Below are 23,072 nucleotides of genomic sequence, written 5' to 3'. Positions count from 1 at the left end.
ATGTCCCGGTCAGCAAAACCCCAAAATGGCCGCCGCCGCTTCCTGCGCGATATGGTTCGCGCAGCAGGCGGGCTGGCTGTCGTTGGCGTGGCGCTGGGGTTGCAACAGCAAACCGCACGCGCAACCGGCGTGCGGCTGCGCCCGCCTGGGGCTCTGAGTGAAGACGCATTTGCCAGCGCCTGTGTGCGCTGTGGCCAGTGCGTCCAGGCCTGCCCGTATGACACGCTGAAACTGGCAACGCTGGCCTCCGGGCTGGCGGCCGGAACACCCTATTTTGTCGCTCGCGACATCCCCTGCGAAATGTGTGAGGACATCCCGTGCGCCAAAGTCTGCCCCAGCGGCGCGTTGGACAGGGAAATTGCATCCATTGACGATTCGCGTATGGGACTGGCGGTTCTGCTGGATCACGAAAACTGCCTCAACTATCAGGGGCTACGCTGCGACGTTTGCTATCGCGAGTGCCCGAAAATCGATGAGGCTATCACCCTGGAGCTGGACCGTAACATGCGTACTGGTAAGCATGCGCGGTTTATTCCGACCGTGCACAGCGATGCCTGTACTGGCTGTGGGAAATGCGAAAAAGTCTGCGTACTGGAGCAGCCGGCAATAAAAGTGCTGCCGCTGTCGCTGGCGAAAGGGGAGTTAGGACACCATTACCGCTTCGGTTGGCTGGAGGGGAACAATGGCAAATCGTAAACGTGATGCGGGGCGTGAAGCACAAGCGAAAAAAGGGTGGTGGAAGAGCCATCGCTGGCTGGTGTTGCGTCGCCTGAGCCAGTTCCTGGTTCTGGCGATGTTCCTCAGCGGTCCGTGGCTTGGCGTGTGGATCCTGCATGGTAATTACAGTAGCAGCCTGTTGCTGGATACCATTCCGTTAACCGACCCACTCATTACCCTGCAAAGCCTGGCCAGCGGGCACCTGCCAGCAACAGTCGCGTTAACAGGGGCCGCCATTATTACGGTTCTGTATGCCCTTGCAGGTAAGCGACTGTTTTGCAGTTGGGTCTGCCCGATGAATCCGGTGACTGATTTGGCGAGCTGGCTGCGCAGAAGGTTTGACCTGAATCAGTCTGCGACCCTGCCGCGCCATATACGGTACGTCCTGCTGGTGGTTATCCTGGTCGGTTCTGCCCTGACAGGAACGCTGCTGTGGGAGTGGATAAACCCGGTTTCTTTGCTGGGACGTAGCCTGGTCATGGGCTTTGGCAGCGGTGCGCTGCTTATTCTCGCGCTGTTTTTATTTGATTTACTGGTCGTTGAGCATGGCTGGTGCGGACATCTCTGCCCCCTGGGTGCGCTGTATGGCGCATTGGGCAGTAAAGGTGCAATAACCGTATCAGCAAAAGAACGTAAGAGATGTAACCGCTGTATGGATTGTTTTCATGTTTGCCCGGAACCGCATGTGCTACGTGCGCCGGTGCTGGATGAGCAAAGCCCGGTGCAGGTGACCAGTCGCGATTGCATGGCCTGCGGTCGCTGTGTGGATGTCTGTTCTGAGGATGTTTTTACAATAACGATACACAAAATCATTTGAGATGCATCGCGGCGGCAAGCGAGAAATACCCCAGGAGCATAGTAACTATGTGACTGGGGTTTCGGAGCGCAGCCAACAAAGAGGCAGCTTAAAGGATGAAGTGTAAATGCGATGGAGTTCGGGAGCGAAACAATGAAAAGCCATGACCTGATTAAAGCGCTGAGTCAATGGACAGCCGCGCTGGCCCTGGTAGTCAGTGGGGCCGTTTGGGCTGCAAACGGAGTGGATCTGAGCCAGTCACCGGAGGTCTCAGGGACACAGGAAGGGGCGATTCGCATGCCGAAAGAGCAGGAGCGTATGCCGCTGAATTATGTGAATCAGCCACCGATGGTTCCGCACAGTGTTGACGGTTACCAGGTGACGACCAATACCAACCGTTGCCTGCAGTGTCACGGTGTTGAAAGCTACCGCACCACCGGTGCACCGCGCATCAGCCCGACGCACTTTATGGACAGCAACGGCAAGGTACTGGCTGAAGTCGCCCCGCGTCGTTACTTCTGTCTGCAGTGTCATGTCCCGCAGGCTGACGCCGCGCCGATTGTTGAAAATACCTTCACCCCCTCGAAAGGTTACGGGAAATAAGAGGTCATTATGGAAAATTCTAACCGTAAACCAGGCTGGATTAAGCGCGTCTGGCAATGGTGGCGTCGCCCCAGCCGTCTGGCGCTCGGCACGCTGTTGTTAATCGGCTTTGTGGGCGGCATTATTTTCTGGGGCGGCTTTAATACCGGTATGGAAAAGGCCAATACTGAAGAGTTCTGCATTAGCTGTCACGAAATGCGCAACACGGTATACCAGGAATACATGGAAACCGTACACTACAACAACCGCAGCGGTGTGCGCGCGACTTGCCCTGATTGCCACGTCCCTCATGAGTGGGGGCCGAAAATGATCCGCAAAATCAAGGCCAGCAAGGAGCTGTACGCGAAAGCACTGGGGTTAATAGATACACCGCAAAAATTTGAAGACCACCGTTTATCGATGGCGCAAAATGAATGGCGGCGTATGAAAGACAATAATTCGCAAGAGTGTCGGAACTGTCACAACTTCGAGTTTATGGATTTAACCGCCCAGAAAGGCGTAGCGGCTAAAATGCATGATCAGGCCGTGAAAGAAGGGCAAACCTGTATTGACTGCCATAAAGGGATAGCGCACAAACTGCCTGATATGCGCGAAGTCAAACCGGGCTTTTAACAGGATGTAAATAATCAGGATGCTTGAGGCCAGAGAACTGCTCTGCGAGCGAGATGACAGAATACTGTTTAGCGATCTGTCATTTCGCGTCAATGCAGGGGAATGGGTACAAATTACCGGGAGCAATGGCGCAGGGAAAACCACCCTGCTGCGGTTGCTTACCGGGCTGGCTCGTCCTGACGCCGGAGAGGTTTGCTGGCAAGGGAAATCACTGCACCAGGTGCGGGACAGCTACCATCAGGAACTACTGTGGATCGGACATCAGCCGGGGATAAAAACCCGGCTTTCGGCGTTGGAGAATCTGCGATTTTTCCATCACGATGGCGACTGTCTGGCGGCACTGGCGCAGGCAGGGCTTGCCGGATATGAAGATATTCCTGTTAATCAACTCTCCGCCGGACAACAGCGGCGCGTGGCGCTGGCTCGCCTCTGGCTGACCCGCGCGCGACTGTGGATCCTCGATGAACCCTTTACGGCAATTGATGTGCATGGCGTTAAGCGACTGACTCAGCGCATGGCACAGCATACAGAGCAGGGTGGTATTGTGATCCTTACAACGCACCAGCCTCTGGGTGTTGAGACCGATAAAGTTCGACGTATTGCGCTGACCAGCGAGAGGGCCGCGCAATGATGTGGCAAATCTTCCGTTTAGAACTGCGGGTTGCGTTCCGTCATAGTGCAGAGATCGCCAATCCGTTATGGTTTTTCCTGATCGTTATCACGTTGTTCCCTCTGAGCATTGGGCCGGAGCCACAGCTGCTGGCGCGCATCGCACCGGGCATTATCTGGGTTGCCGCATTGCTGGCCTCATTACTGGCGCTGGAACGTTTATTCCGGGATGACTTACAGGATGGCAGCCTCGAACAATTGATGCTGCTGCCATTGCCGCTACCGGCCGTGGTGCTGGCGAAGGTGATGGCGCACTGGGTTGTAACCGGTTTGCCGCTGCTGATCCTCTCGCCGCTGGTGGCATTGCTGCTGGGAATGGATATGTACGGTTGGCAAATTATGGCGCTGACGTTGCTGCTTGGAACGCCGACGCTGGGTTTTCTCGGCGCACCGGGCGTGGGATTGACGGTGGGGTTAAAACGCGGTGGCGTGCTGTTGAGCGTGCTGGTACTCCCGCTAACCATTCCATTGTTGATTTTTGCGACCGCTGCGATGGACGCCGCCTCGATGCACTTACCCGTTGAAGGGTACATGGCGATTCTTGGCGCGTTGCTGGTAGGAAGCGCCACGTTAAGTCCCTTTGCGACGGCGGCGGCGTTACGTATCAGCGTGCAATAGCGCAGATATGACTTGTGCCGGACAAGGCGAAGCCGCCCTCCGGTAAAACGGAAATTTACTAATTTATTGAGTCTGGTGACTGAACTATGTGGAAAACACTTCATCAACTGGCGATGCCCCCACGTCTCTATCAGGTCTGTGGCTGGTTTATTCCATGGCTGGCGATTGCCAGCGCAGTGGTACTGGTAACAGGATGGGTTTGGGGATTTGGCTTCGCGCCAGCGGATTATCAGCAGGGGCAGAGCTATCGCATTATCTATCTGCACGTCCCGGCGGCAATCTGGTCGATGGGCATTTACGCATCAATGGCGGTTGCCGCATTTATCGGCCTGGTCTGGCAGATGAAAATGGCCAATCTGGCGCTGGCGGCGATGGCGCCAGTTGGCGCAGTGTTTACCTTTATTGCACTGGTGACAGGTTCCGCATGGGGCAAACCGATGTGGGGGACCTGGTGGGTCTGGGATGCCCGACTCACCTCTGAACTGGTGCTGCTGTTTCTCTACGTTGGCGCCATTGCGCTGTGGCATGCCTTTGACGACCGCCGTCTGGCAGGTCGTGCCGCCGGTATTCTGGTGCTGATTGGTGTCGTGAACTTACCGATTATTCACTACTCGGTTGAGTGGTGGAACACGCTGCATCAGGGGTCGACCCGCATGCAGCAAAGTATTGATCCGGCGATGCGTACGCCACTGCGCCTGGCGATCGTCGGCTATCTGCTCCTGTTTGTCACGCTGGCGCTGATGCGCATGCGTAATCTGATTTTATTGATGGAAAAACGCCGCCCGTGGGTGAGTGAACTGATCTTAAAAAGAGGCCGCCAATGACCCCTGCATTTGCATCATGGAGTGATTTTTTCGCGATGGGCGGTTACGCCTTATATGTCTGGCTGGCCGTGGCCATGAGTGTAATTCCGTTGCTGGTGCTGGTGCTGCATTCTGCACTACAGCATCGCGCAATCTTACGCGGTGTGGCGCAGCAGCGGGCGAGAGAAGCGCGTATGCGTGCAGCGCAAGTGCAACGGGAGGCGGCGTGAATATTCGACGTAAAAATCGGCTATGGATAGCCTGTGCGGTGCTGGCGGGCCTGGCTTTGACCATCACGCTGGTGCTCTATGCGCTGCGTTCCAATATCGATCTGTTCTATACGCCGGGAGAAATACTCTACGGCAAGCGCGAAACTCAGCAGATGCCGGAAGTCGGTCAACGCCTGCGCGTTGGCGGTATGGTTATGCCGGGCAGTGTGAAGCGCGACCCGCAGTCGCTGAAAGTTAACTTCAGCATCTATGACGCCGAAGGCGTGGTGGATGTGACCTATGAAGGTATCCTGCCGGATCTGTTCCGTGAAGGGCAGGGCGTCGTTGTTCAGGGAGAACTGGATCAGGGAAATCATGTGCAGGCCAAAGAGGTCCTTGCCAAGCATGATGAAAATTACACCCCGCCGGAAGTCGAAAAAGCGATGCAGGAAAACCATCGTCGTCCGGAAAGTGTTTATAAGGATAAAACGTCATGATGCCTGAAATTGGCAACGCGCTGTTGTGCCTTGCGCTTGGCGTTGCACTGTTGCTGTCGGTTTATCCGCTGTGGGGTGTTGCGCGTGGCGATGTCCGGATGATGGCCTCTGCGCGACCCTTTGCCTGGGTGTTGTTTATCTGTGTGATGGGTGCGTTTCTGGTGCTGGTAAACGCCTTCGTGGTTAATGACTTTACCGTGATCTATGTCGCCAGCAACTCCAATACGCAACTTCCGGTCTGGTATCGCGTCGCCGCGACATGGGGCGCGCATGAAGGCTCATTGTTGCTGTGGGTGTTGCTGATGAGCGGCTGGACGTTCGCTGTGGCGCTGTTCAGCCAGCGGATGCCGCTGGATATCGTCGCCCGCGTACTGGCGGTGATGGGCATGGTCAGCGTTGGCTTCCTGCTGTTTATCCTGTTTACTTCCAATCCGTTTGCCCGCACGTTGCCAGATTTTCCTATTGAAGGCCGCGACCTGAATCCGCTGTTGCAGGATCCTGGGCTTATTTTCCACCCACCATTGCTGTACATGGGTTATGTCGGTTTCTCCGTGGCGTTTGCCTTTGCGATTGCCGCACTGATGAGCGGGCGTCTGGATAGCACCTTTGCCCGTTTTTCGCGTCCGTGGACGCTGGCTGCATGGGTGTTTCTGACGCTGGGTATTGTGCTCGGGTCTGCGTGGGCCTATTACGAACTGGGCTGGGGCGGTTGGTGGTTCTGGGACCCGGTAGAGAACGCGTCGTTTATGCCGTGGCTGGTGGGGACTGCGCTGATGCACTCGCTGTCAGTGACCGAACAGCGCGCCAGCTTTAAAGCCTGGACGTTGCTGCTGTCAATCTGCGCCTTCTCGCTTTGCCTGTTAGGGACGTTCCTGGTGCGCTCTGGCGTGCTGGTGTCGGTGCATGCCTTCGCCTCCGATCCGTCACGCGGGATGTTTATTCTGGCCTTCATGGTGCTGGTTATCGGCGGTTCCCTGCTGCTGTTTGCTGTGCGCGGTCACAAGGTCCGCTCACGGGTTAATAACGCGCTGTGGTCGCGTGAATCGCTGTTGCTGGGTAATAACGTGCTGCTGATTGCTGCCATGCTGGTGGTGCTCCTGGGCACGCTGTTGCCATTGGTGCACAAACAGCTGGGGTTGGGCAGTATTTCGATTGGCGAGCCATTCTTCAATACCATGTTTACCTGGCTGATGGCGCCGTTTGCGCTGTTGCTGGGAATAGGGCCATTAGTGCGCTGGGGCCGTGACAGACCGCGCAAGCTGAAAACGCTACTGATTGTCGCGTTTGTCACCACGCTGGTACTGTCGCTGCTGCTGCCGTGGCTGTTTGAAGACCGCATCGCTGCCATGACGGTCGTGGGTATGGCAATGGCATGCTGGATATTCGTGCTGGCGATGTCCGAGGCGTTCCTGCGTATTTCCCGCGGAACGAAGTTAACGCCAAGCTATTGGGGCATGGTGTCGGGCCACGTTGGGCTGGCGATTACTATTGTCGGTATTGCCTTTAGCCAGAACTACAGCGTTGAACGCGATGTGCGCATGAAGGCAGGTGATAGCGTCAGTATCCATAATTATCAGTTCACTTTCCGCGAAGTGAGAGATATTACCGGGCCAAACTACCGGGGCGGCGTTGCTATTATTGGCGTCACCCGTGACGGCAAGCCGGAAGCGACGCTGCATGCGGAAAAACGCTTTTACAACAGCACCAGTTCAATGATGACTGAAGCGGCAATTGACGGCGGATTCACGCGTGACCTGTACGCTGCGCTGGGCGAAGAGCTGGATAACGGCGCATGGGCTGTACGTCTGTACTATAAACCGTTTATTCGCTGGATTTGGGCCGGAGGGTTGCTGATGGCGCTGGGCGGGTTGTTCTGCCTGTTTGATCCACGCTATCGCCAGCGCACGCGTCCTCGTGCTGCTGCGCAAAAAAACGCGCAGGAGGCTGTATGAAGCGCAACGCACTGTTAATTCCGTTTATTATTTTTCTCATCATTGCGGCGGCGCTGCTGTGGCAACTGGCACGTAACGCACAGGGAGACGACCCGACGAATCTGGAATCGGCGTTAATCGGTAAGCCGGTGCCGACGTTCCGTCTGGAGTCACTGGAAAATCCGGGCCAGCATTACCAGGCTGATGTGTTGACACAGGGGAAACCGGTGCTGCTGAACGTCTGGGCGACCTGGTGTCCGACCTGTCGCGCTGAGCACCAGTATCTGAATCAGCTGTCGGCACAAGGCGTGAGGGTCGTTGGGTTGAACTATAAAGACGATCGTCAGAAAGCCATTGTCTGGCTGAAAGAGCTGGGCAATCCATATGCGCTGAGCCTGTTTGACGGCGACGGGATGCTTGGTCTGGATCTTGGCGTGTACGGCGCGCCGGAAACATTCCTGATCGACGGTAAAGGCATTATTCGCTATCGCCATGCCGGCGACTTAAACGCCAGGGTGTGGGAGAGTGAGATCAAACCATTGTGGGATAAATACAGTAAGGAGGCTACGCAATGAGGTTCTTTCTGGGCCTGCTGATGCTGGTTATCTCGGGATCGGCGCTGGCCACTATTGACGTGATGCAGTTCAAAGATGAGGCGCAGGAACAGCAGTTCCGTCAGCTCACTGAACAGTTACGCTGCCCAAAGTGCCAGAACAACAGCATTGCTGACTCTAACTCAATGATTGCCACCGATCTGCGTCAGAAGGTTTACGAACTGATGCAGGAAGGGAAAAGCCAGAAAGAAATTGTCGATTACATGGTGGCGCGCTACGGCAACTTCGTGACTTATGATCCGCCGTTGACGCCGCTGACCGTGCTGCTGTGGGTGATGCCGGTGGTCGCGATTGGTCTGGGTGGCTGGATTATTTTCGCCCGTACTCGCCGACGTGTCCGGGTGAAACAGGAAGCGTTTCCTGACGACGTTATCCCGGATGGCAAGCGCGGTGGGTTCGGGTTGTTTGTGCCCGGCATCGTGGTGGCGCTGGGGGTTGGCGCAGTGAGCTATTATGAAACCGGCAACTATAAGCAGGTTCAGGTCTGGCAGCAGGCGACTGCACAGGCCCCGGCGCTGCTGGAGCGGGCGTTGGATCCAAAAGCTGATCCGCTCAATGAAGAAGATATGACGCGCCTGGCGCTGGGATTACGCACCCGGCTGCAAACCGATGCCGGAAACGTTGAAGGCTGGATTATGCTTGGTCGCATAGGCATGGTTCTCGGTAATGCCAGTACGGCCACTGAAGCCTATGCCAATGCGTACCGACTGGATCCGAAAAACAGCGATGCTGCGCTGGGCTATGCGGAAGCGTTGACCCGTTCTTCCGATCCAGACGATAACCGTCGGGGAGGGGAGCTGCTACGCCAGTTGGTGCGCGGCGAACATGCCAACGTGCGGGTTCTCAGCATGTACGCGTTTAACGCTTTTGAACAGCAGCGCTTCGGCGAGGCGGTTGCGGCGTGGGAGATGATGCTGAAATTATTGCCCGCCAATGATACCCGTCGGGCGGTAATTGAGCGCAGCATCAAACAGGCGATGGAGCAGCTAACGCCGCAGGAGAAGTAAGAGTGGAAGATGCCGGATGGCGACGCAAAGCGTCTTATCCGGCCTACTGATGCACGTGACTTGTAGGCCCGATAAGCGTAGCGCCATCGGGCAATATCTGATTACTGCATGCCGCGTGTTTGTAAAAACAGGATGGTGGCGGCAACGCGAGAGCGGACGTTAAGTTTTCGCAGCAGGTTGCGGATATGCACTTTCACCGTTTGCTCGGAAATATTCAGTACGGATGCAATCTGTTTGTTCGACAGCCCCTGAGCAAGTTCATGTAATACATCCAGCTCGCGTTCGGTGAGAATGCTGAATGGGTCTTCCTGAGCGCCAAACAGGTCGCGCTCGCGCAAATATTCGCTGACGCGTTGGCTAAAGGCTTTACCACCTTTGGCACCACTGCGAATAGCCTCCAGCAGGACTTCAGGATCGCTGTCTTTGAGCAAATAGCCATCCGCGCCGGCATCAATTAAGGCATACACATCGCTGGCGGCATCCGAAACGGTAAGAATAATAATTTGCGCGGTGACGCCATCCCGGCGCAGCGCATTCAGGGTGTCCAGTCCGCTCATGCCTTTCATATTGAGATCCAGCAGGATCACATCTAGATCCAGACGGTTTGCCAGATCGATAGCGCTCGCACCGTCGCCGGCTTCGGCAACTACGTCAAATGCGCTATCCAGCTGCAGTAATTGACTGATTCCTCGCCGCATGAGTGGGTGGTCGTCAACAATCATCACCTTAAAAGGTGTTAATTCAGGCATCTTCTTCTCCTGAGCACTCTTAATTTCGTTATATTCCGGGGCATGGGATAATCCTGATTTATCACGTAGATGATAAGGCAACGTGACCTTACTTTTTACAGGTGCAAATAGTATATCCTGACTCAAAAAGCTCTCATTGGAATTTTTACAAAGAATACTCTTTATGATTTGAATCAAGGTGCTGGCGGTTTGCGAGACGAAAGTATTCTCGATTTGCTGTTTGACAACATTAATTAAATATCAACATTAATAAGTGGCAATAATAAGCAATGTTGATATTAAGGGTGCGGGCAGTTGGAAGAAAACTTCGCAGACGTCACCCATGCGGCACGACGTGCGCGACATACTCATCCCCGCGATCTTCCTGCAAATGGGCGACTAGCTATGGGATTGGGCCAATAGAGTAATTTAACTTAAGAATATAAAAAATCCTGAAATGCAATAGGAATAAAGTGAAAACGCATTTATTGCCTTTACTTTTGTTTGCATTTTGTGCTTTTTTGGCAAGAGTCGTACAGCCAGGTTCGGTTTCGTACTTTTTGGGGGGTAGGGTGAAGTTCAGGGATGAAAGAAAGTTGGCATTACTGATTGGGATGTTAGTTTTGCCGTTCACAACGGTTTCTGCCGCACTACTCTCTCCTGCGGATCGTAATACCATTCAGCAGCAACAACAGCAGCTACTTAATGAAAACCAGCGCCAGCGTGAAGAGCTGGAGCGTAGCGTTACGCTGCCCGAAGCCGTTACGCCGGAAACGCCAGCCCGGACTGAAGGACCGTGTTTTATGATTTCGCGCATTGATATTGACGGCGCAACGAAGTTGTCCGTCGCTGCCTCGGCAAAGCTTACCGCGCCGTGGGTGAATCAATGCCTGGATATTCCTCGCCTGACGGAACTGACAAATGCAATTTCCGACTGGTATATCAGCCGAGGTTACATCACCAGTCGTGCCTTTTTAACCGAACAGGATCTCTCCTCTGGGGTGCTGCACATTGCGGTGCTTGAGGGAAAATTGCAGCAAATACGTCTGGAAGGTGTCCCATCGCGCACGCTGAAAATGATCTTTCCTGGGCTGGAAGGAAAGATTCTCAATCTGCGTGACATTGAACAGGGTATGGAGCAGTTGAACCGGGTTCGCCAGACGCCGGTGGAAATTGAAATTTTGCCGGGCAGCCAGCAGGGGTTATCAATAGTTAATCTGAGCGCCACGCCTGAATTCCCCGTTAACGGCTCCGTCAGTTTTGATAACAGCGGACAAAAGAGTACCGGAACCGGACAACTGAGCGGGGCATTATTTTTCAATAATATGCTCGGACTGGCGGATAAATGGTTTATCAGCGGCGGGCGTAGCAGCGATTTTTCGAGCAGTAAAGATGCGCAGAACGTTGCTGCTGGTGTGAGTGTTCCTTACGGCTACGGATTGCTGGATTACAGCTACAGCTGGAGTAACTATCTCAGCACCATTAATAACAATGGCTATGCATGGCGTTCCACCGGTGACAGTGAAACCCATCGTCTGACCGGCTCCTGGGTTTTGTTTCGCAACGGTGATATCAAAACCGCAGCATCGCTGGGTCTCACGCATCGAATCAACCGTAACAAATTGAATGATGTGCTGCTGGAAACCAGTAGCCGCAAGCTTTCCAGCGTTTCGCTGGGTATCAACCATACGCAAAAAATTGCTTCCGGCGTTGCGACGTTTAACCCCACATTCACCCAGGGCGTGCCGTGGTTTGGCGCAGAGGATGACAATGATAAACAGGGTGATGTGCCAAAGGCAGAATTTCGCAAATGGAGCGTCAGCGGCAGTTTTCAGCGCCCGCTGACAGAAAAACTGTGGTGGCTGAGCAGCCTCTATTTTCAATGGTCACCGGACCGCCTTTACGGCAGCGAACGCCTGACGCTGGGCGGTGAAACATCGGTACGCGGCTATAAAGAACAATACATTTCAGGAGATAACGGCGGCTACTGGCGCAACGAAGTGAATTACTCGCTTTTTACGCTGCCGGTGTTGGGACAGATTGGCGCGATAGCGGCATTCGACGGCGGCTGGCTGAAACAAGATAGCGTTGACAGGTATGCCTCTGGCACGTTGTGGGGGGCCGCGCTGGGATTAACCAGCTCAGGGCGCTGGTTCTCCAGTCAGTTTACCGTAGGAACACCGGTGAATTATCCGGACTGGCTGGCACCGGATCATCTCAATGTGTATTACCGCGTTGCGGTGGCATTTTAAGGAACAAGGATGATGAAAAAGGATCAGGTTCGTTTCTCCCAGCGTTTGCTAAGTGGCATGTTGAGTTTCCTGCTGGCTACCCAACCACTGCTCCCGGCGATGGCTGCCGCCATCACGCCTGAAGGCAATACGCAGATGGATAAAGCCGCCAATGGTGTTCCGGTGGTGAATATTGCCACGCCGAACCAGTCCGGGATTTCACACAACAAATATAACGACTACAACGTGGGAAAAGAGGGACTGATCCTCAACAACGCGACCGGGCAATTTACCCAAACCCAGCTCGGCGGCATCGTCCAGAATAACCCGAACCTGCGTCCCGGAAAGGAAGCATCAGGGATCATCAACGAAGTTACCGGCGCTAACCGTTCGCAGCTACAGGGCTATACCGAAGTCGCGGGGAAAGCCGCCAACGTCATGGTCGCCAACCCCTACGGCATTACCTGTAACGGGTGCGGGTTTATCAACACGCCTAACGCCACACTGACTACCGGTAAACCGGTGCTGGATGCTAACGGTAACCTGCAGTCGCTGGATGTGAGCAAAGGCAGCATTACCATTGAAGGCAAAGGGCTGGATGGAAGCCAGAGCGATGCGGTGTCAATTATTGCCCGCGCCACGGAAATTAACGCAGCGCTACACGCCAAAGATCTGAATGTTATCGTCGGCGCGAATCGCATCGCGGCGAATGGCCAGACGAGCCCGCTGAATGGCGAAGGAGAAGCACCGAAAATCGCGGTAGACACTGGCGCATTAGGTGGGATGTACGCTAACCGTATTCATCTGGTCTCCAGCGAGAAAGGGCTGGGGGTCAACCTCGGGGATCTGAATGCCCGCCAGGGTGATATCACCCTCAATGCTAACGGGAAATTAACGATCGGCAACAGTCTGGCAAACGGTGGTCTTTCTGCCAGGGGAGAAGGTGTCACGTTGACCGGTAGTCATAAGACCGCAAGCGGGATGGCCATCAACAGCACCGGGGCGTTAGCGCTACAAGGTGCAAATCTCTCCAGTGGTGCAGGCGTGCTGCTGGGCAGCGATGGCAAGATGACGATCGATGGTGGCGGGGTTGCCGCAGCTGGAGAGTTGCAGATTACGGCTAAACAGGATGTAGCCATTGCCGCAACCACTCTGGTTAGCCAGAAAAACACCTCACTGCGTAGCGACGGTTCGCTGACAATCACCGACGGCAGCCTGACCAGTAAAGAAAAACTGGATGTCGCGGGCACTAATGGGATGACGCTGACCCGTTCCACACTGGGGAGTGATGCTGATGTCAGCCTTAACAGTCACGGCAATCTGTCGGCTAAAGGGGGATTGCTCTCTGCAGGTAACGGACTCACGCTGAAGGCACAGCGCATAGCACTGGATAACGCCAGTCGGGCCGATGCGAAAGGAGCATTAAGCCTGGCCGGTAGCGAAATGAACAACCAGGGACAGGTCAATGCGGGAGGCGCGTTGTCTCTTTCCGGTGACCACCTCGTGAATGGTGGTCAACTGGCTGCGAACGGCCATCTTGATGCGTCGGTAACCCGCCTCGAAAATGGGAGGCTGATGCAGGGTAACAGCGTATCGGTCCATAGCGGGTCGCTGGAAAATAGGGGCACACTGGCGAGCGGTGGCCTGCTTTCAGTACAGACAACAACGCTGAACCAACAGGGCACCCTCAGCGCGAAAAACGATGCGGATATCCGGGCAGATGCCACGCTGCTAAACGGTGGAACGTTGCTCTCTGATGGCTCATTAACGGTGCAGGCCGCGACAGTTGAACAATATGGCGTCCTCTCTGGCAGCCGGGGGGTGACAGTCAATGCTGAAAACCTCACCGCCGCGAAAGATTCGCTGATCGCCGGGCAACAGGGCATACAGTTAAACGCTGCGCAAAACCTGAACCTGAACGGTCAGGTTAATGCCGCTGGTGCGCTTAACGTGGGCGCAAAGCAGCTGACTACTGGCAAGGACGGCCATCTGCAGAGTGGTCTGGACCTTGCGATTACCGGCAACAGCGTCACGCTGGACGGTGTACAGGCGGCAAAAGGTTCGCTGGACGTAACGGCGGACAGGCTCAGTCATGGCGGAAAATCCACCGGGACACGCGTTGGTTTCAGCGCGCAGCAGTCAGTTGATAACCAGGGTGAACTGCTGGCCGATACCCTGATGCTCAGCGCGGCGACGCTGACTCATAGCGGTAGCGCCAGCGCTGAACGCATCTCGATTATTGCCCCTGAACTTTTCACCAGCAGCGGCTCTCTGGTAGCCGAAACGCTAGCTCTTCACAGTCAGCATGTTGTGAATAGCGGTCTGATGCAGGGCAACGCGGCAATGGACCTGCAGATTGATACGTTAGATAACCTTAGCGGCGGCTCGCTCTATGCCCGGCGTTCTCTGGCGCTGGATATACCGTATCTGACCAACCATGGGCTGATTACTACCGACGGTTCATTGCACCTCAACGGTCGCCAGTTGGTTAACGGCGGAGAAATTAACGGCGTTGATCTGCAAAGTGAATATGCGACGGTAAAAAACGAAACCGCGGGGCGCCTGCTGGCGGACACGTCATTATCTGTTAACGGACAGAAGACAGATAACCTCGGACTCATGGCCGCCGATACGCTTGTGCTGAACAGTCGGGACGTGAATAACGACGGCAATGTGCTGTCGGTGGGGGAATTAAGTCTGAAGAATCAGACCCTCCACAACGCCGGCTTGCTGCAGGGCAGCACGCTGAATCTGGAAGCAAATACGTGGCAAAACAGCGGTAATGCGTTGGGTGAAACAGGGGTAACGGCAACGGTACACGACGTGTTCACGAATCAGGGCAACGTACTCAGCCAACAGGGTATGACCGTGCATGCCGCCAGCGTGAATAACGGCGGACTGCTGGCGGCGAAGGTGCTGGCATTACACGGCGATCTCAGCAATAGCGGGATCCTGCAGGGGAATCAGATGCTCGGCTGGGATGGCAATCGCTTCACTAACCTTGCTGGCGGACAGGTAACCGGCGGCGAAGAGTTGCATCTTAGCGGAAAGCGTATCGACAACGATGGCCAACTGGAGGCCCGAACTGCGGCGATTACGCTGGACATCCTGCGGAACGGCGGCAGCATTCAGGCTCAGAATAGCCTGAAGATCACTGCCAGCGAGCGACTGGACAATCAGGGAGCGCTGCGCAGTCTGAATCTGTTCGAACTGGCTGCAGCGCAGTTGTTTAACGACAAAACGATTGCAGCAAAATCCCTTAGCATTTCCGCGCTGGAGCTTATGAATAACGGCACTGTGCAGGGTAATTCGGTGCTACAGCTCACCACCCGCAATCTGTTTAATGGTCAGCAGGGACAACTGGTTAGCGGCGCGGGGCTGGATTTAGGCCTCGACACGCTGGAAAACCACGGTCTGCTGTTGACGAATACCGACTTCACGCTGCGCGGCAGCACATTAATTAACGCCGGTGATATTCAGGCCGATTCCCTGGATCTGACGCTGGCAAACTCAGTTGAAAACCAGGGTAACCTGGTGGCGAAACAGGGGGCGTCGATAAATACCGCCTCTCTGGATAACCGCGGTACGCTGGCGGCGAAAAGTGTCACTCTGGATGGAAAATCCATCCGTAACAGCGGTCTGGTTCAGGGTAATGACAGTACCTCGGTTTCTGCGAATACCTTCACCACGGATGCCACAGGTAAATGGCTGGCCGGTAATGCGCTGTTGGTGCATACCAGTGCGATGGAAAACACCGGTGTACTGCAGGGCGATGTCCTGACATTTACTGCCGACTTGCTGAATAACAGCGGCGTGCTTAACGGTTTACATGGCCTGGAAGGCAAGCTATCCGGGCGACTTATCAACCCCGGATACATTCAAAGTGGCGGCGTACTGACGCTGACGGCTGATGATATCAACAGCGCCGGGCATATTGCCGGTGACAGGCTGACACTTGCAGCCTCGACGTTAGACAATACAGGCCTTTGGCAGGGGACGAACGGGCTTGCGCTGTCTGGCGATGTGCTCACGACGGGTAGAACGTCCCGTACGCTGAGCGGCGGCGCGTTGACCTTCGATGTCGGCAATATCACGACGCAGGGCACGCTGCAGGGGCAGCAACTTACGCTGACCGCTGATGACTGGCTGCACAAAGGCTCGCTGATAAGCCTGGGTAATCTGACGGCGACTGTAAACAACGGCCTTACCACGTCAGGCGACATGATGAGTCATGGCGGAATGTCACTGACCGCGCAGCAGCTTGATAACAGCGGAAAGCTGCTCAGCGAAAGCGACGTAACGCTCGACGGCGCACAGCTTGATAACCGCGGCACGGTACAGGGAAATACCCTGACCCTGCAGCAAAACCGGATCCACAACCAGGGCACGCTGACCGGCCTGCAAAGCCTGACGCTGGAAGCACGTCAGCGTCTGATGGCGCGCATGGCGATGGCTTCACCGCAACAGGAATTGATTAACGCAGCAGGTGGTTCACTGCTGACGCAGGGAACGCTAAAACTCACGTCTGGCGATGTGACGAATAATGGCACATGGCAGGGGCAGTCGATTCTGCTCAATGCGCAAACGCTGACAAACAATGGGGCAATACACAGCGCCGACGCCCTGCAGCTTACGCTCGCGAATAACCTGACTTCTGCGGCGGGCAGCAAAATTACCGCGCTGGGTAACGCGACGCTACAGGCGCTTTCTCTGACTAACGCCGGGCAATGGACGGCGAAAAATCTTACGCTGAAGGGGGCAACCCTCGATAACAGCGCGGCAATTAGCGGCGTAAATGCGCTCACGCTTGCCATGAACGGCGCGGTCAGGCAGCAGAAAGCGGGCAGTATGCTGAGCGGCGGCGCGTTGGATCTGACTGCGGCGTCAGTCACCAACGAGGGCAAAATTCAGGGAGCGACGCTGGGCATGACGTCCGGCGCATTGACCAACAGCGGACGCCTACAAGGGGATAATGGCGCAACGCTGTCGCTGAGCGGCGATTTGATAAACCAGGCTTCCGGGGAGATTGTCAGCCGTCAGGGGCTGACGCTTTCTACTCCAGTGCTGTCCAACTACGGTTTAATGCAGAGCGGTGGAGAAACCCATCTTAACGCCACAGCTCGCGCGCTCAATGACGGTAAACTGCTTTCTGGCGCGGGAATGACGCTGACCACGCCGCAGTATTCCGGCGCAGGCTGGTTACAGGCGACAAACCTCATTCTGAATGCGGCAACGGCCACCAATGGCGGGAACTGGCTAGCCGACAGCGCCACGCTTACAGGTAACAATTTTACCAACCAGGGAACTACGCAGGCCGGTCAACTGGCGGTGAAATACACGCAACTGACGAATAACGGTACGCTGTTGGGCAACTCGCAACTGAGTGTTAATGCCAGCCAGGTTAATCAGAATTCAGTAGGCAAACTGTTCAGCGGTGGCGACCTGTCCGTTGAAAGCCACGGGCTTGATGCGTTGGGGCCGGTGGTTGCGCTGGGTAATCTGACGCTGAAGCTGGTGAATGGCTTTACTGCGCAAAGCGCGTTTGCCGCGGGTAAAACGCTGACCATGACCAGCGAGGGTGCTATCGACAACCGTAGCGTGCTTCAGGGGCAGTCGCTCAACCTGACGGCGGGCGGGCAGCTCAGCAATAACGGGCAAATCACAACGGGCAACGGTGCGAGCCACCTCAGCGGCAGCAACGTGGCGCTCAATGCCGCCGGAACGTTACAGGGTGGTGGGGATATTACGCTGACCAGTCGCGGTAATATTTCAGTCGATGGTTTCACCGGCACGCGTGGTTCTCTGACGCTCAATGCACCAGGCGCTATCGTTAATACGGCGCTGTTGTACGCGGCAAATAATCTGGCGCTTTATGCCAACACCATTACCAATCAGCGCGGCGATATCCTCGCAGGCAACAATCTGTGGATGCAGCGAGATGCGGCGGGAAATGCCAACAGCGAAGTGGTCAACACCTCCGGCAATATCGAAACCCAGAACGGTGATATCACCATCAAAACCGGGCATCTGCTGAACCAGCGGGATGGGTTGAAAGCAAACCAGACACAAATAGCTGGGTCAAACAGTATTCCAGGGATAGGTGATGCGACTGTTGCGATAGATATCAGTCAGATGGCAGAAGGTACTTATGGCGTTAATGGTTACTCCTATGAGAGACAAACCAGCTCCTGTAGTGCAAATGCCTCCTGTAATATTCGTCGTTATTACCAGTATTACTACGCACCGTTTAAAGACACGGCGACGCAGAAATTCATTTCCAGCCGGGTAAAAACAGAGGTTTCCAGCTCTGGCGGTGCAGCTCGTATTTCATCAGGGCGAAATCTGTCAATTGATGCAAATGCGCTGGATAACGCAGCCAGTACTATTCTGGCAAACAATAATATCGACCTTTCAGGAAGCACATTAAATAACCAGAGCTGGCAGTCTGGGACGCTTACTGATTATCTGGTTTATACCTATAACCCAGAGAAATATTCCAATAAACAGTTTGCTGTAGATAATGTTGATGTTTTACCTCCGCGTTATAACGAGGGGAGAAACAGTAAAGGTGAAACTATTGTGCTTCCTAAAGAACGCACAATAACATTTACCCTGGAAGGGCATGACCGTGTTCAGGAAGGCGGAGAAACGTACCGTTCGGTGATTCAGGCTGGCGGTAATGTAAATGCCAGGTTTGCTACTTCTATTGGCAACGAAAACACAACCTCTGGTGGGGGACGGGTTAGCAATACCATCGTTACCCCAACCCTCAACACCCTCAGCAACCAGACCCTCAGTAATGGGGGGCAAAAACAGGCGCTGGTAGGCAATGACACGGTGAGCGTCAGTTCCCCACAGTGGAACGACCAACTGCAGGATGCATTACAGCAGATTACCGGCGGCGGCGCGCTGGAAAGCGGTGGCGTATCAGACGCCACGCTCAGTTCTGTTTCTACCACGCAGAAAGGTGATGCCAGCCTCGGTCAACTCAATGGCCTGATTAACCCAGGCGAGAAGGGCGTGAATACCGCCGGGCAAAATCAGGGCAAAACGGTGGATACCAGCGCGTATCCGTTGCCTTCCGGAAAGAACGGTTATTTCGTCGTCTCCGACGATCCGAAAAGCCCGTACCTGATCAACGTCAACCCGAAACTGAATGGCCTTGGTCAACTCGATCCCAGCCTGTTTGGTGATTTGAATGCCATGTTGGGTATCAAACCGGGCGAAGTGCCGCGTGAAACTAACGTTGCGTATACCGATCAAAACCAGTTTCTGGGATCGGCCTATATGCTCGATCGTCTCAAACTGAACCCGGAATATGACTACCGTTTCCTCGGTGATGCGGCGTTCGATACCCGCTATGTCAGTAACGCCATGCTGATTAAGACGGGAAGTCGTTACATCAACGGTATAGGTTCTGACCTGGACCAGATGCGTTATCTGATGGACAGCGCTGCCAGTACCCAGCAGTCGCTGGGGCTGAAATTTGGGGTGGCCCTGACGGCCGATCAGATAGCGTCCCTTGAGCACAGCATGCTGTGGTGGGAAGCCGCGACCGTCAACGGTGAGACGGTAATGATACCGAAGCTGTATCTCTCGCCGAAAGATATCACGGTGAGCAACGGTAGCGTCATTGCCGGGAATAATGTTCAGCTTACCAGCGGGAATATCACCAACGCTGGCAGTACGCTGCTGGCGAGAAACGATCTCACTCTCGACAGTCAGAACAGCATCAGCAACCTTAACAATAGTCTGATGCAGGCCGGGGGCAACCTTGAGCTGAGTGCGGCTGGCGATATCAACAACGTCAGCTCCGCTATCAGCGGAAAAACGGTGACGCTGGAAAGCCTGGGCGGCAACATCAATAACCTGACGCTGGCGGAGCAGATTGATGTAAGTGCCAGGGACAAATACCGCAATGTGAGCTTTAAAGATACGTTGCTAGGTTCTGTGGCGTCCATTACCGCGCAGGACGGATTGTCGCTCTCGGCAGGCAAGGATATCTCCGTTACTGGCGCGAATCTCTCTGCGGGTGGCTCATTGCTGATGGATGCGTGGGGGGATATTGCGGTAAATGCCAACCAGATTAACGATGCCCGGAGCCATTCCGGACGCAGGGTCACTGAGACCGGTCGTTCGTCCGTGGACTGGCAGGGGAGCACCATCAGCGCGGGCGGTAACCTCGGTATCAATGCCGGGAATAACCTCAACGTCACCGCCAGCAATGTTAACGCGTGGGGGAATGCTCAGCTTACAGCGGGTAACGATCTCAGTCTGAATGCGGCCACCACTCAGCAGAATAGCCGTAACGGCGGCAGTGAATCGCACAGCACCGGGCTTTCCCGTACCACCGTCTCAGCGGGTGACAATCTGGTGTTGAAAGCGGGTCAGGATATTAATTCTCACGCGGCCGGGCTGGCAGCGGAAAATGATGTGGGTCTGCTGGCCGGGCGTGATGTTAACCTGCTGGCTGAAGCAACAACCGACGGCAACAGCTATCGTGCGAAGAAGAAAACCGTGGTCAATGACGCCGTACGCCAGCAGGGGACGGAAATTGCCAGCGGTGGCGACACGGTCATTATCGCCGGGCGCGATGTGAGTGCGCAGGCAGCGGATGTTACGGCGCAGGGCGATATCGGCGTCACGGCAGGCCGGGATGTGAATCTCACGACCGCCACAGAGAGCGATTATCACTACCAGGAAACCACGAAAACCAAAAAAGGATTCCTCAGTAAAAAGACTACCCATACGATTGAAGAAGACAGTGCTACGCGGGAAAAAGGCGCGTTGCTGAGCGGGGACAATGTGACTGTCGCCGCCGGGAATAACATTCTGGTACAGGGCTCAGCCGTTGCCGGTGACGGCAATGTGGCGCTGGGGGCTGGCAACAATGTGGATATCGTTGCTGCCACCAATACGGATACCTCATGGCGCTTTAAAGAGACGAAAAAGAGCGGGCTGATGGGGTCGGGCGGGATCGGCTTCACCATCGGTAGCAGTAAAACGACGCACGATCTGCGCGAAAAAGGCACCACCCAAAGCGAGAGCTTCAGTACGGTCGGTTCTACGGGGGGCAACGTCAGTATCACCGCAGGCCAGCAGGCACATATCGGCGGCGCGGATATCATCGCCCAGAAAGATATTGCTGTTGGCGGCGATAGTGTACTTATTGAACCGGGACACGACAAACGCACCCGTGATGAGAAGTTTGAGCAGAAAACCAGCGGACTGACGGTGGCGTTGTCAGGGGCTGTGGGCAGTGCGGTGAACAGCGCGGTTTCAGCAGCGCAGGATGCGAAAGATGAGAGTGACGATCGTCTTGCGGCTCTGAAGGCAACGAAAGCGGCGCTTTCCGGCGTGCAGGCTGCGCAGGGGGTTGCAGTTGCTCAGGCTGGCGGCGATCCGAATAACGGTATAGGCGTCAGCATTTCTCTGACTTCCCAGAAATCAAAGTCTGAGCAGCATGCCCGGAGTGATACTGTGGCAGGCAGCACCCTGAATGCAGGCAACAATCTGGCTATTACGGCGACGGGTAAAGGTCAGAGCGGGAACAGCGGCGATATTCTGATCGGCGGCAGCCAGATAAAGGCGGGTGGGGACACCACGCTTGCAGCAGCGAATGATATCGTACTGAGCGGTGCGGCAAACACTCAACAGACAACCGGGAAAAATAGCAGCAGCGGCGGCGGTGTAGGGGTCAGCATTGGCGGAGGAACCAATGGCTATGGTATCAGCGTCTTCGCCAACGTGAATGCGGCAAAAGGACATGAGAAGGGTAACGGCACGGCGTGGACGGAGACCACGCTGGACAGCGGTGGCATTGTATCGATGACCAGTGGTCGCGATGCCCTTCTGAATGGCGCGCAGGTCAGCGGCGATAAAGTGGTCGCGGATATTGGTCGCAACCTGTGGATGAGCAGCCAGCAGGACAGCAACGACTACAAATCGAAGCAGAACAGCGTAGCGGCAGGCGGCAGTTTTACCTTCGGTAGCATGACCGGTTCGGGCTATATCAGCGCCAGCCAGGACAAGATGAAAAGCACTTATGACTCGGTTCAGGAGCAGACAGGGCTTTTTGCCGGCGATGGCGGGTTTGATGTGACGGTGGGACGTCACACGCAACTGGATGGCGCGGTAATCGCTTCGACGGCAACGGGGGACAAAAACAGCCTGGATACCGGAACGCTGGGGTTCAGGGACATTCATAACGAAGCGGATTTTAAGGTCAGTCATTCAGGCGTCAGCCTGAGCGGCGGCGGTTCTTTTGGCGGTGACGCGTTCAAAGGCAATATGCCTGGCGGGATGATATCAGCCGGAGGCAACAGCGGGCATGCGGAAGGAACTACGCAGGCGGCGGTAGCGGAAGGAACAATTACGGTTCGTGATACAGCGAACCAGCAGCAGGATGTATCCGGCCTGAGCCGTGATACGGAACATGCGAACGACAGCATCAGCCCGATTTTTGACAAAGAGAAAGAGCAGAAGCGGCTGCAGACGGTAAGTCTCATCAGTGATATTGGCGGTCAGGCAGCGGATATTGCAAGAACACAGGGAGAGATAAATGCGCTGAAAGAGGCGCGCAGGGACAATCCGAATCTGCCTGCGGATAAGCTGAAAGATACGCCGAAGTATAAGGAAGAACTGGCGAAGTATGGCACGGGCAGCGATATTCAGCGGGGGATTCAGGCGGCAACGGCGGCGCTTCAGGGGCTGGCTGGCGGTGATATGGGGGCCGCGCTGGCGGGGGCATCGGCACCGGAGCTGGCGCATCTGCTTAAATCGACAGAGGGCAATACTGCGGTAAATGTTATTGCCCACGCGATACTGGGCGGCGCAGTGGCGGCGATGCAGGGCAACAGCGCGGCGGCGGGCGCAGCGGGTGCGGCAACGGGTGAACTTGCGGCCCGGGCGATTGCAGGTATGCTGTATCCTGATGTGACTGACCTGTCGCAACTGAGTGAGGATCAGAAGCAGACCATCAGCACGCTGGCAACGATATCAGCAGGGATGGCCGGTGGTCTGTCGGGCGATAGCACG

At 55.3% G+C, this 23,072-nt stretch carries 15 protein-coding genes; 14 read left to right on the top strand and 1 reads right to left on the bottom strand.

The features are described 5' to 3' along the window. The 12 genes from napG to JTI85_RS14955 all read left to right on the top strand — a co-directional run bounded on the left by napG (window position 1) and on the right by JTI85_RS14955 (window position 9,076). Window positions 1-696, top strand: a complete 696-nt coding sequence (gene napG, locus JTI85_RS15010; protein ID WP_048211125.1) for a ferredoxin-type protein NapG — start codon at window positions 1-3, stop codon at window positions 694-696. Next, window positions 683-1,534 carry a quinol dehydrogenase ferredoxin subunit NapH gene (gene napH / locus JTI85_RS15005; protein ID WP_048211126.1) on the top strand — a complete coding sequence of 284 codons (852 nt, stop codon included), beginning with the start codon at window positions 683-685 and terminating at the stop codon, window positions 1,532-1,534. The genes napG and napH overlap by 14 nt, the downstream gene beginning before the upstream one ends. Window positions 1,535-1,666: 132 nt before the next feature. After that, complete coding sequence (napB, locus tag JTI85_RS15000) at window positions 1,667-2,116, top strand: nitrate reductase cytochrome c-type subunit (RefSeq protein WP_048212558.1); 450 nt, start codon at window positions 1,667-1,669, stop codon at window positions 2,114-2,116. A gap of 9 nt (window positions 2,117-2,125) precedes the next feature. Then, the gene (gene napC / locus JTI85_RS14995) at window positions 2,126-2,728 is read left to right on the top strand and encodes a cytochrome c-type protein NapC (RefSeq protein ID WP_005129332.1); all 603 of its coding nucleotides are present in this window, start codon (window positions 2,126-2,128) and stop codon (window positions 2,726-2,728) included. Window positions 2,729-2,741: 13 nt separating this feature from the next. Further along, window positions 2,742-3,359 carry a cytochrome c biogenesis heme-transporting ATPase CcmA gene (gene ccmA, locus JTI85_RS14990; RefSeq protein ID WP_101741546.1) on the top strand — a complete coding sequence of 206 codons (618 nt, stop codon included), beginning with the start codon at window positions 2,742-2,744 and terminating at the stop codon, window positions 3,357-3,359. Continuing rightward, on the top strand, window positions 3,356-4,015 hold the full coding sequence (gene ccmB, locus JTI85_RS14985) for a heme exporter protein CcmB (protein WP_005129323.1): 660 nt from the start codon (window positions 3,356-3,358) through the stop codon (window positions 4,013-4,015). The genes ccmA and ccmB overlap by 4 nt, the downstream gene beginning before the upstream one ends. Before the next feature lie 86 nt (window positions 4,016-4,101). Continuing rightward, window positions 4,102-4,839, top strand: a complete 738-nt coding sequence (locus JTI85_RS14980; RefSeq protein ID WP_061068190.1) for a heme ABC transporter permease — start codon at window positions 4,102-4,104, stop codon at window positions 4,837-4,839. Beyond that, a complete protein-coding gene (ccmD, locus tag JTI85_RS14975) occupies window positions 4,836-5,048 on the top strand; it encodes a heme exporter protein CcmD (RefSeq protein ID WP_005129320.1) in 213 nt (70 codons plus the stop codon). The genes JTI85_RS14980 and ccmD overlap by 4 nt, the downstream gene beginning before the upstream one ends. Next, window positions 5,045-5,524: a cytochrome c maturation protein CcmE gene (gene ccmE, locus JTI85_RS14970; RefSeq protein ID WP_005129319.1), complete on the top strand. Its 480-nt coding sequence runs from the start codon at window positions 5,045-5,047 to the stop codon at window positions 5,522-5,524. The genes ccmD and ccmE overlap by 4 nt, the downstream gene beginning before the upstream one ends. After that, complete coding sequence (locus JTI85_RS14965; protein ID WP_219351685.1) at window positions 5,521-7,476, top strand: heme lyase CcmF/NrfE family subunit; 1,956 nt, start codon at window positions 5,521-5,523, stop codon at window positions 7,474-7,476. Before ccmE ends, JTI85_RS14965 begins: the two co-directional genes overlap by 4 nt. Then, complete coding sequence (gene dsbE / locus JTI85_RS14960) at window positions 7,473-8,030, top strand: thiol:disulfide interchange protein DsbE (protein ID WP_121584831.1); 558 nt, start codon at window positions 7,473-7,475, stop codon at window positions 8,028-8,030. The genes JTI85_RS14965 and dsbE overlap by 4 nt, the downstream gene beginning before the upstream one ends. Continuing rightward, window positions 8,027-9,076, top strand: coding sequence for a cytochrome c-type biogenesis protein CcmH (locus JTI85_RS14955; protein WP_219351684.1), 1,050 nt, complete (start codon window positions 8,027-8,029; stop codon window positions 9,074-9,076). Before dsbE ends, JTI85_RS14955 begins: the two co-directional genes overlap by 4 nt. A 101-nt stretch (window positions 9,077-9,177) precedes the next feature. Here JTI85_RS14955 and narP read toward each other — a convergent pair whose 3' ends face one another. After that, complete coding sequence (narP, locus tag JTI85_RS14950) at window positions 9,178-9,825, bottom strand: nitrate/nitrite response regulator protein NarP (protein ID WP_219351682.1); 648 nt, start codon at window positions 9,823-9,825, stop codon at window positions 9,178-9,180. A 593-nt stretch (window positions 9,826-10,418) separates the two neighbouring features. Between narP and JTI85_RS14945 the strand changes: the two genes are divergently transcribed. Continuing rightward, window positions 10,419-12,056: a ShlB/FhaC/HecB family hemolysin secretion/activation protein gene (locus JTI85_RS14945; protein WP_115602397.1), complete on the top strand. Its 1,638-nt coding sequence runs from the start codon at window positions 10,419-10,421 to the stop codon at window positions 12,054-12,056. A gap of 12 nt (window positions 12,057-12,068) precedes the next feature. Next, window positions 12,069-23,072, top strand: an 11,004-nt coding sequence (locus JTI85_RS14940; protein WP_219352585.1) for a hemagglutinin repeat-containing protein, incomplete at its 3' end; no start/stop codon positions are given.

The organism is Citrobacter sp. Colony219 (genome assembly GCF_019382635.1).
In the GTDB taxonomy this organism is placed as follows: Bacteria; Pseudomonadota; Gammaproteobacteria; order Enterobacterales; family Enterobacteriaceae; genus Citrobacter; species Citrobacter youngae.
The sequence above is the reverse complement of the archived record's forward strand: the minus strand, read 5'-3'. Positions and strand labels throughout refer to the sequence as shown.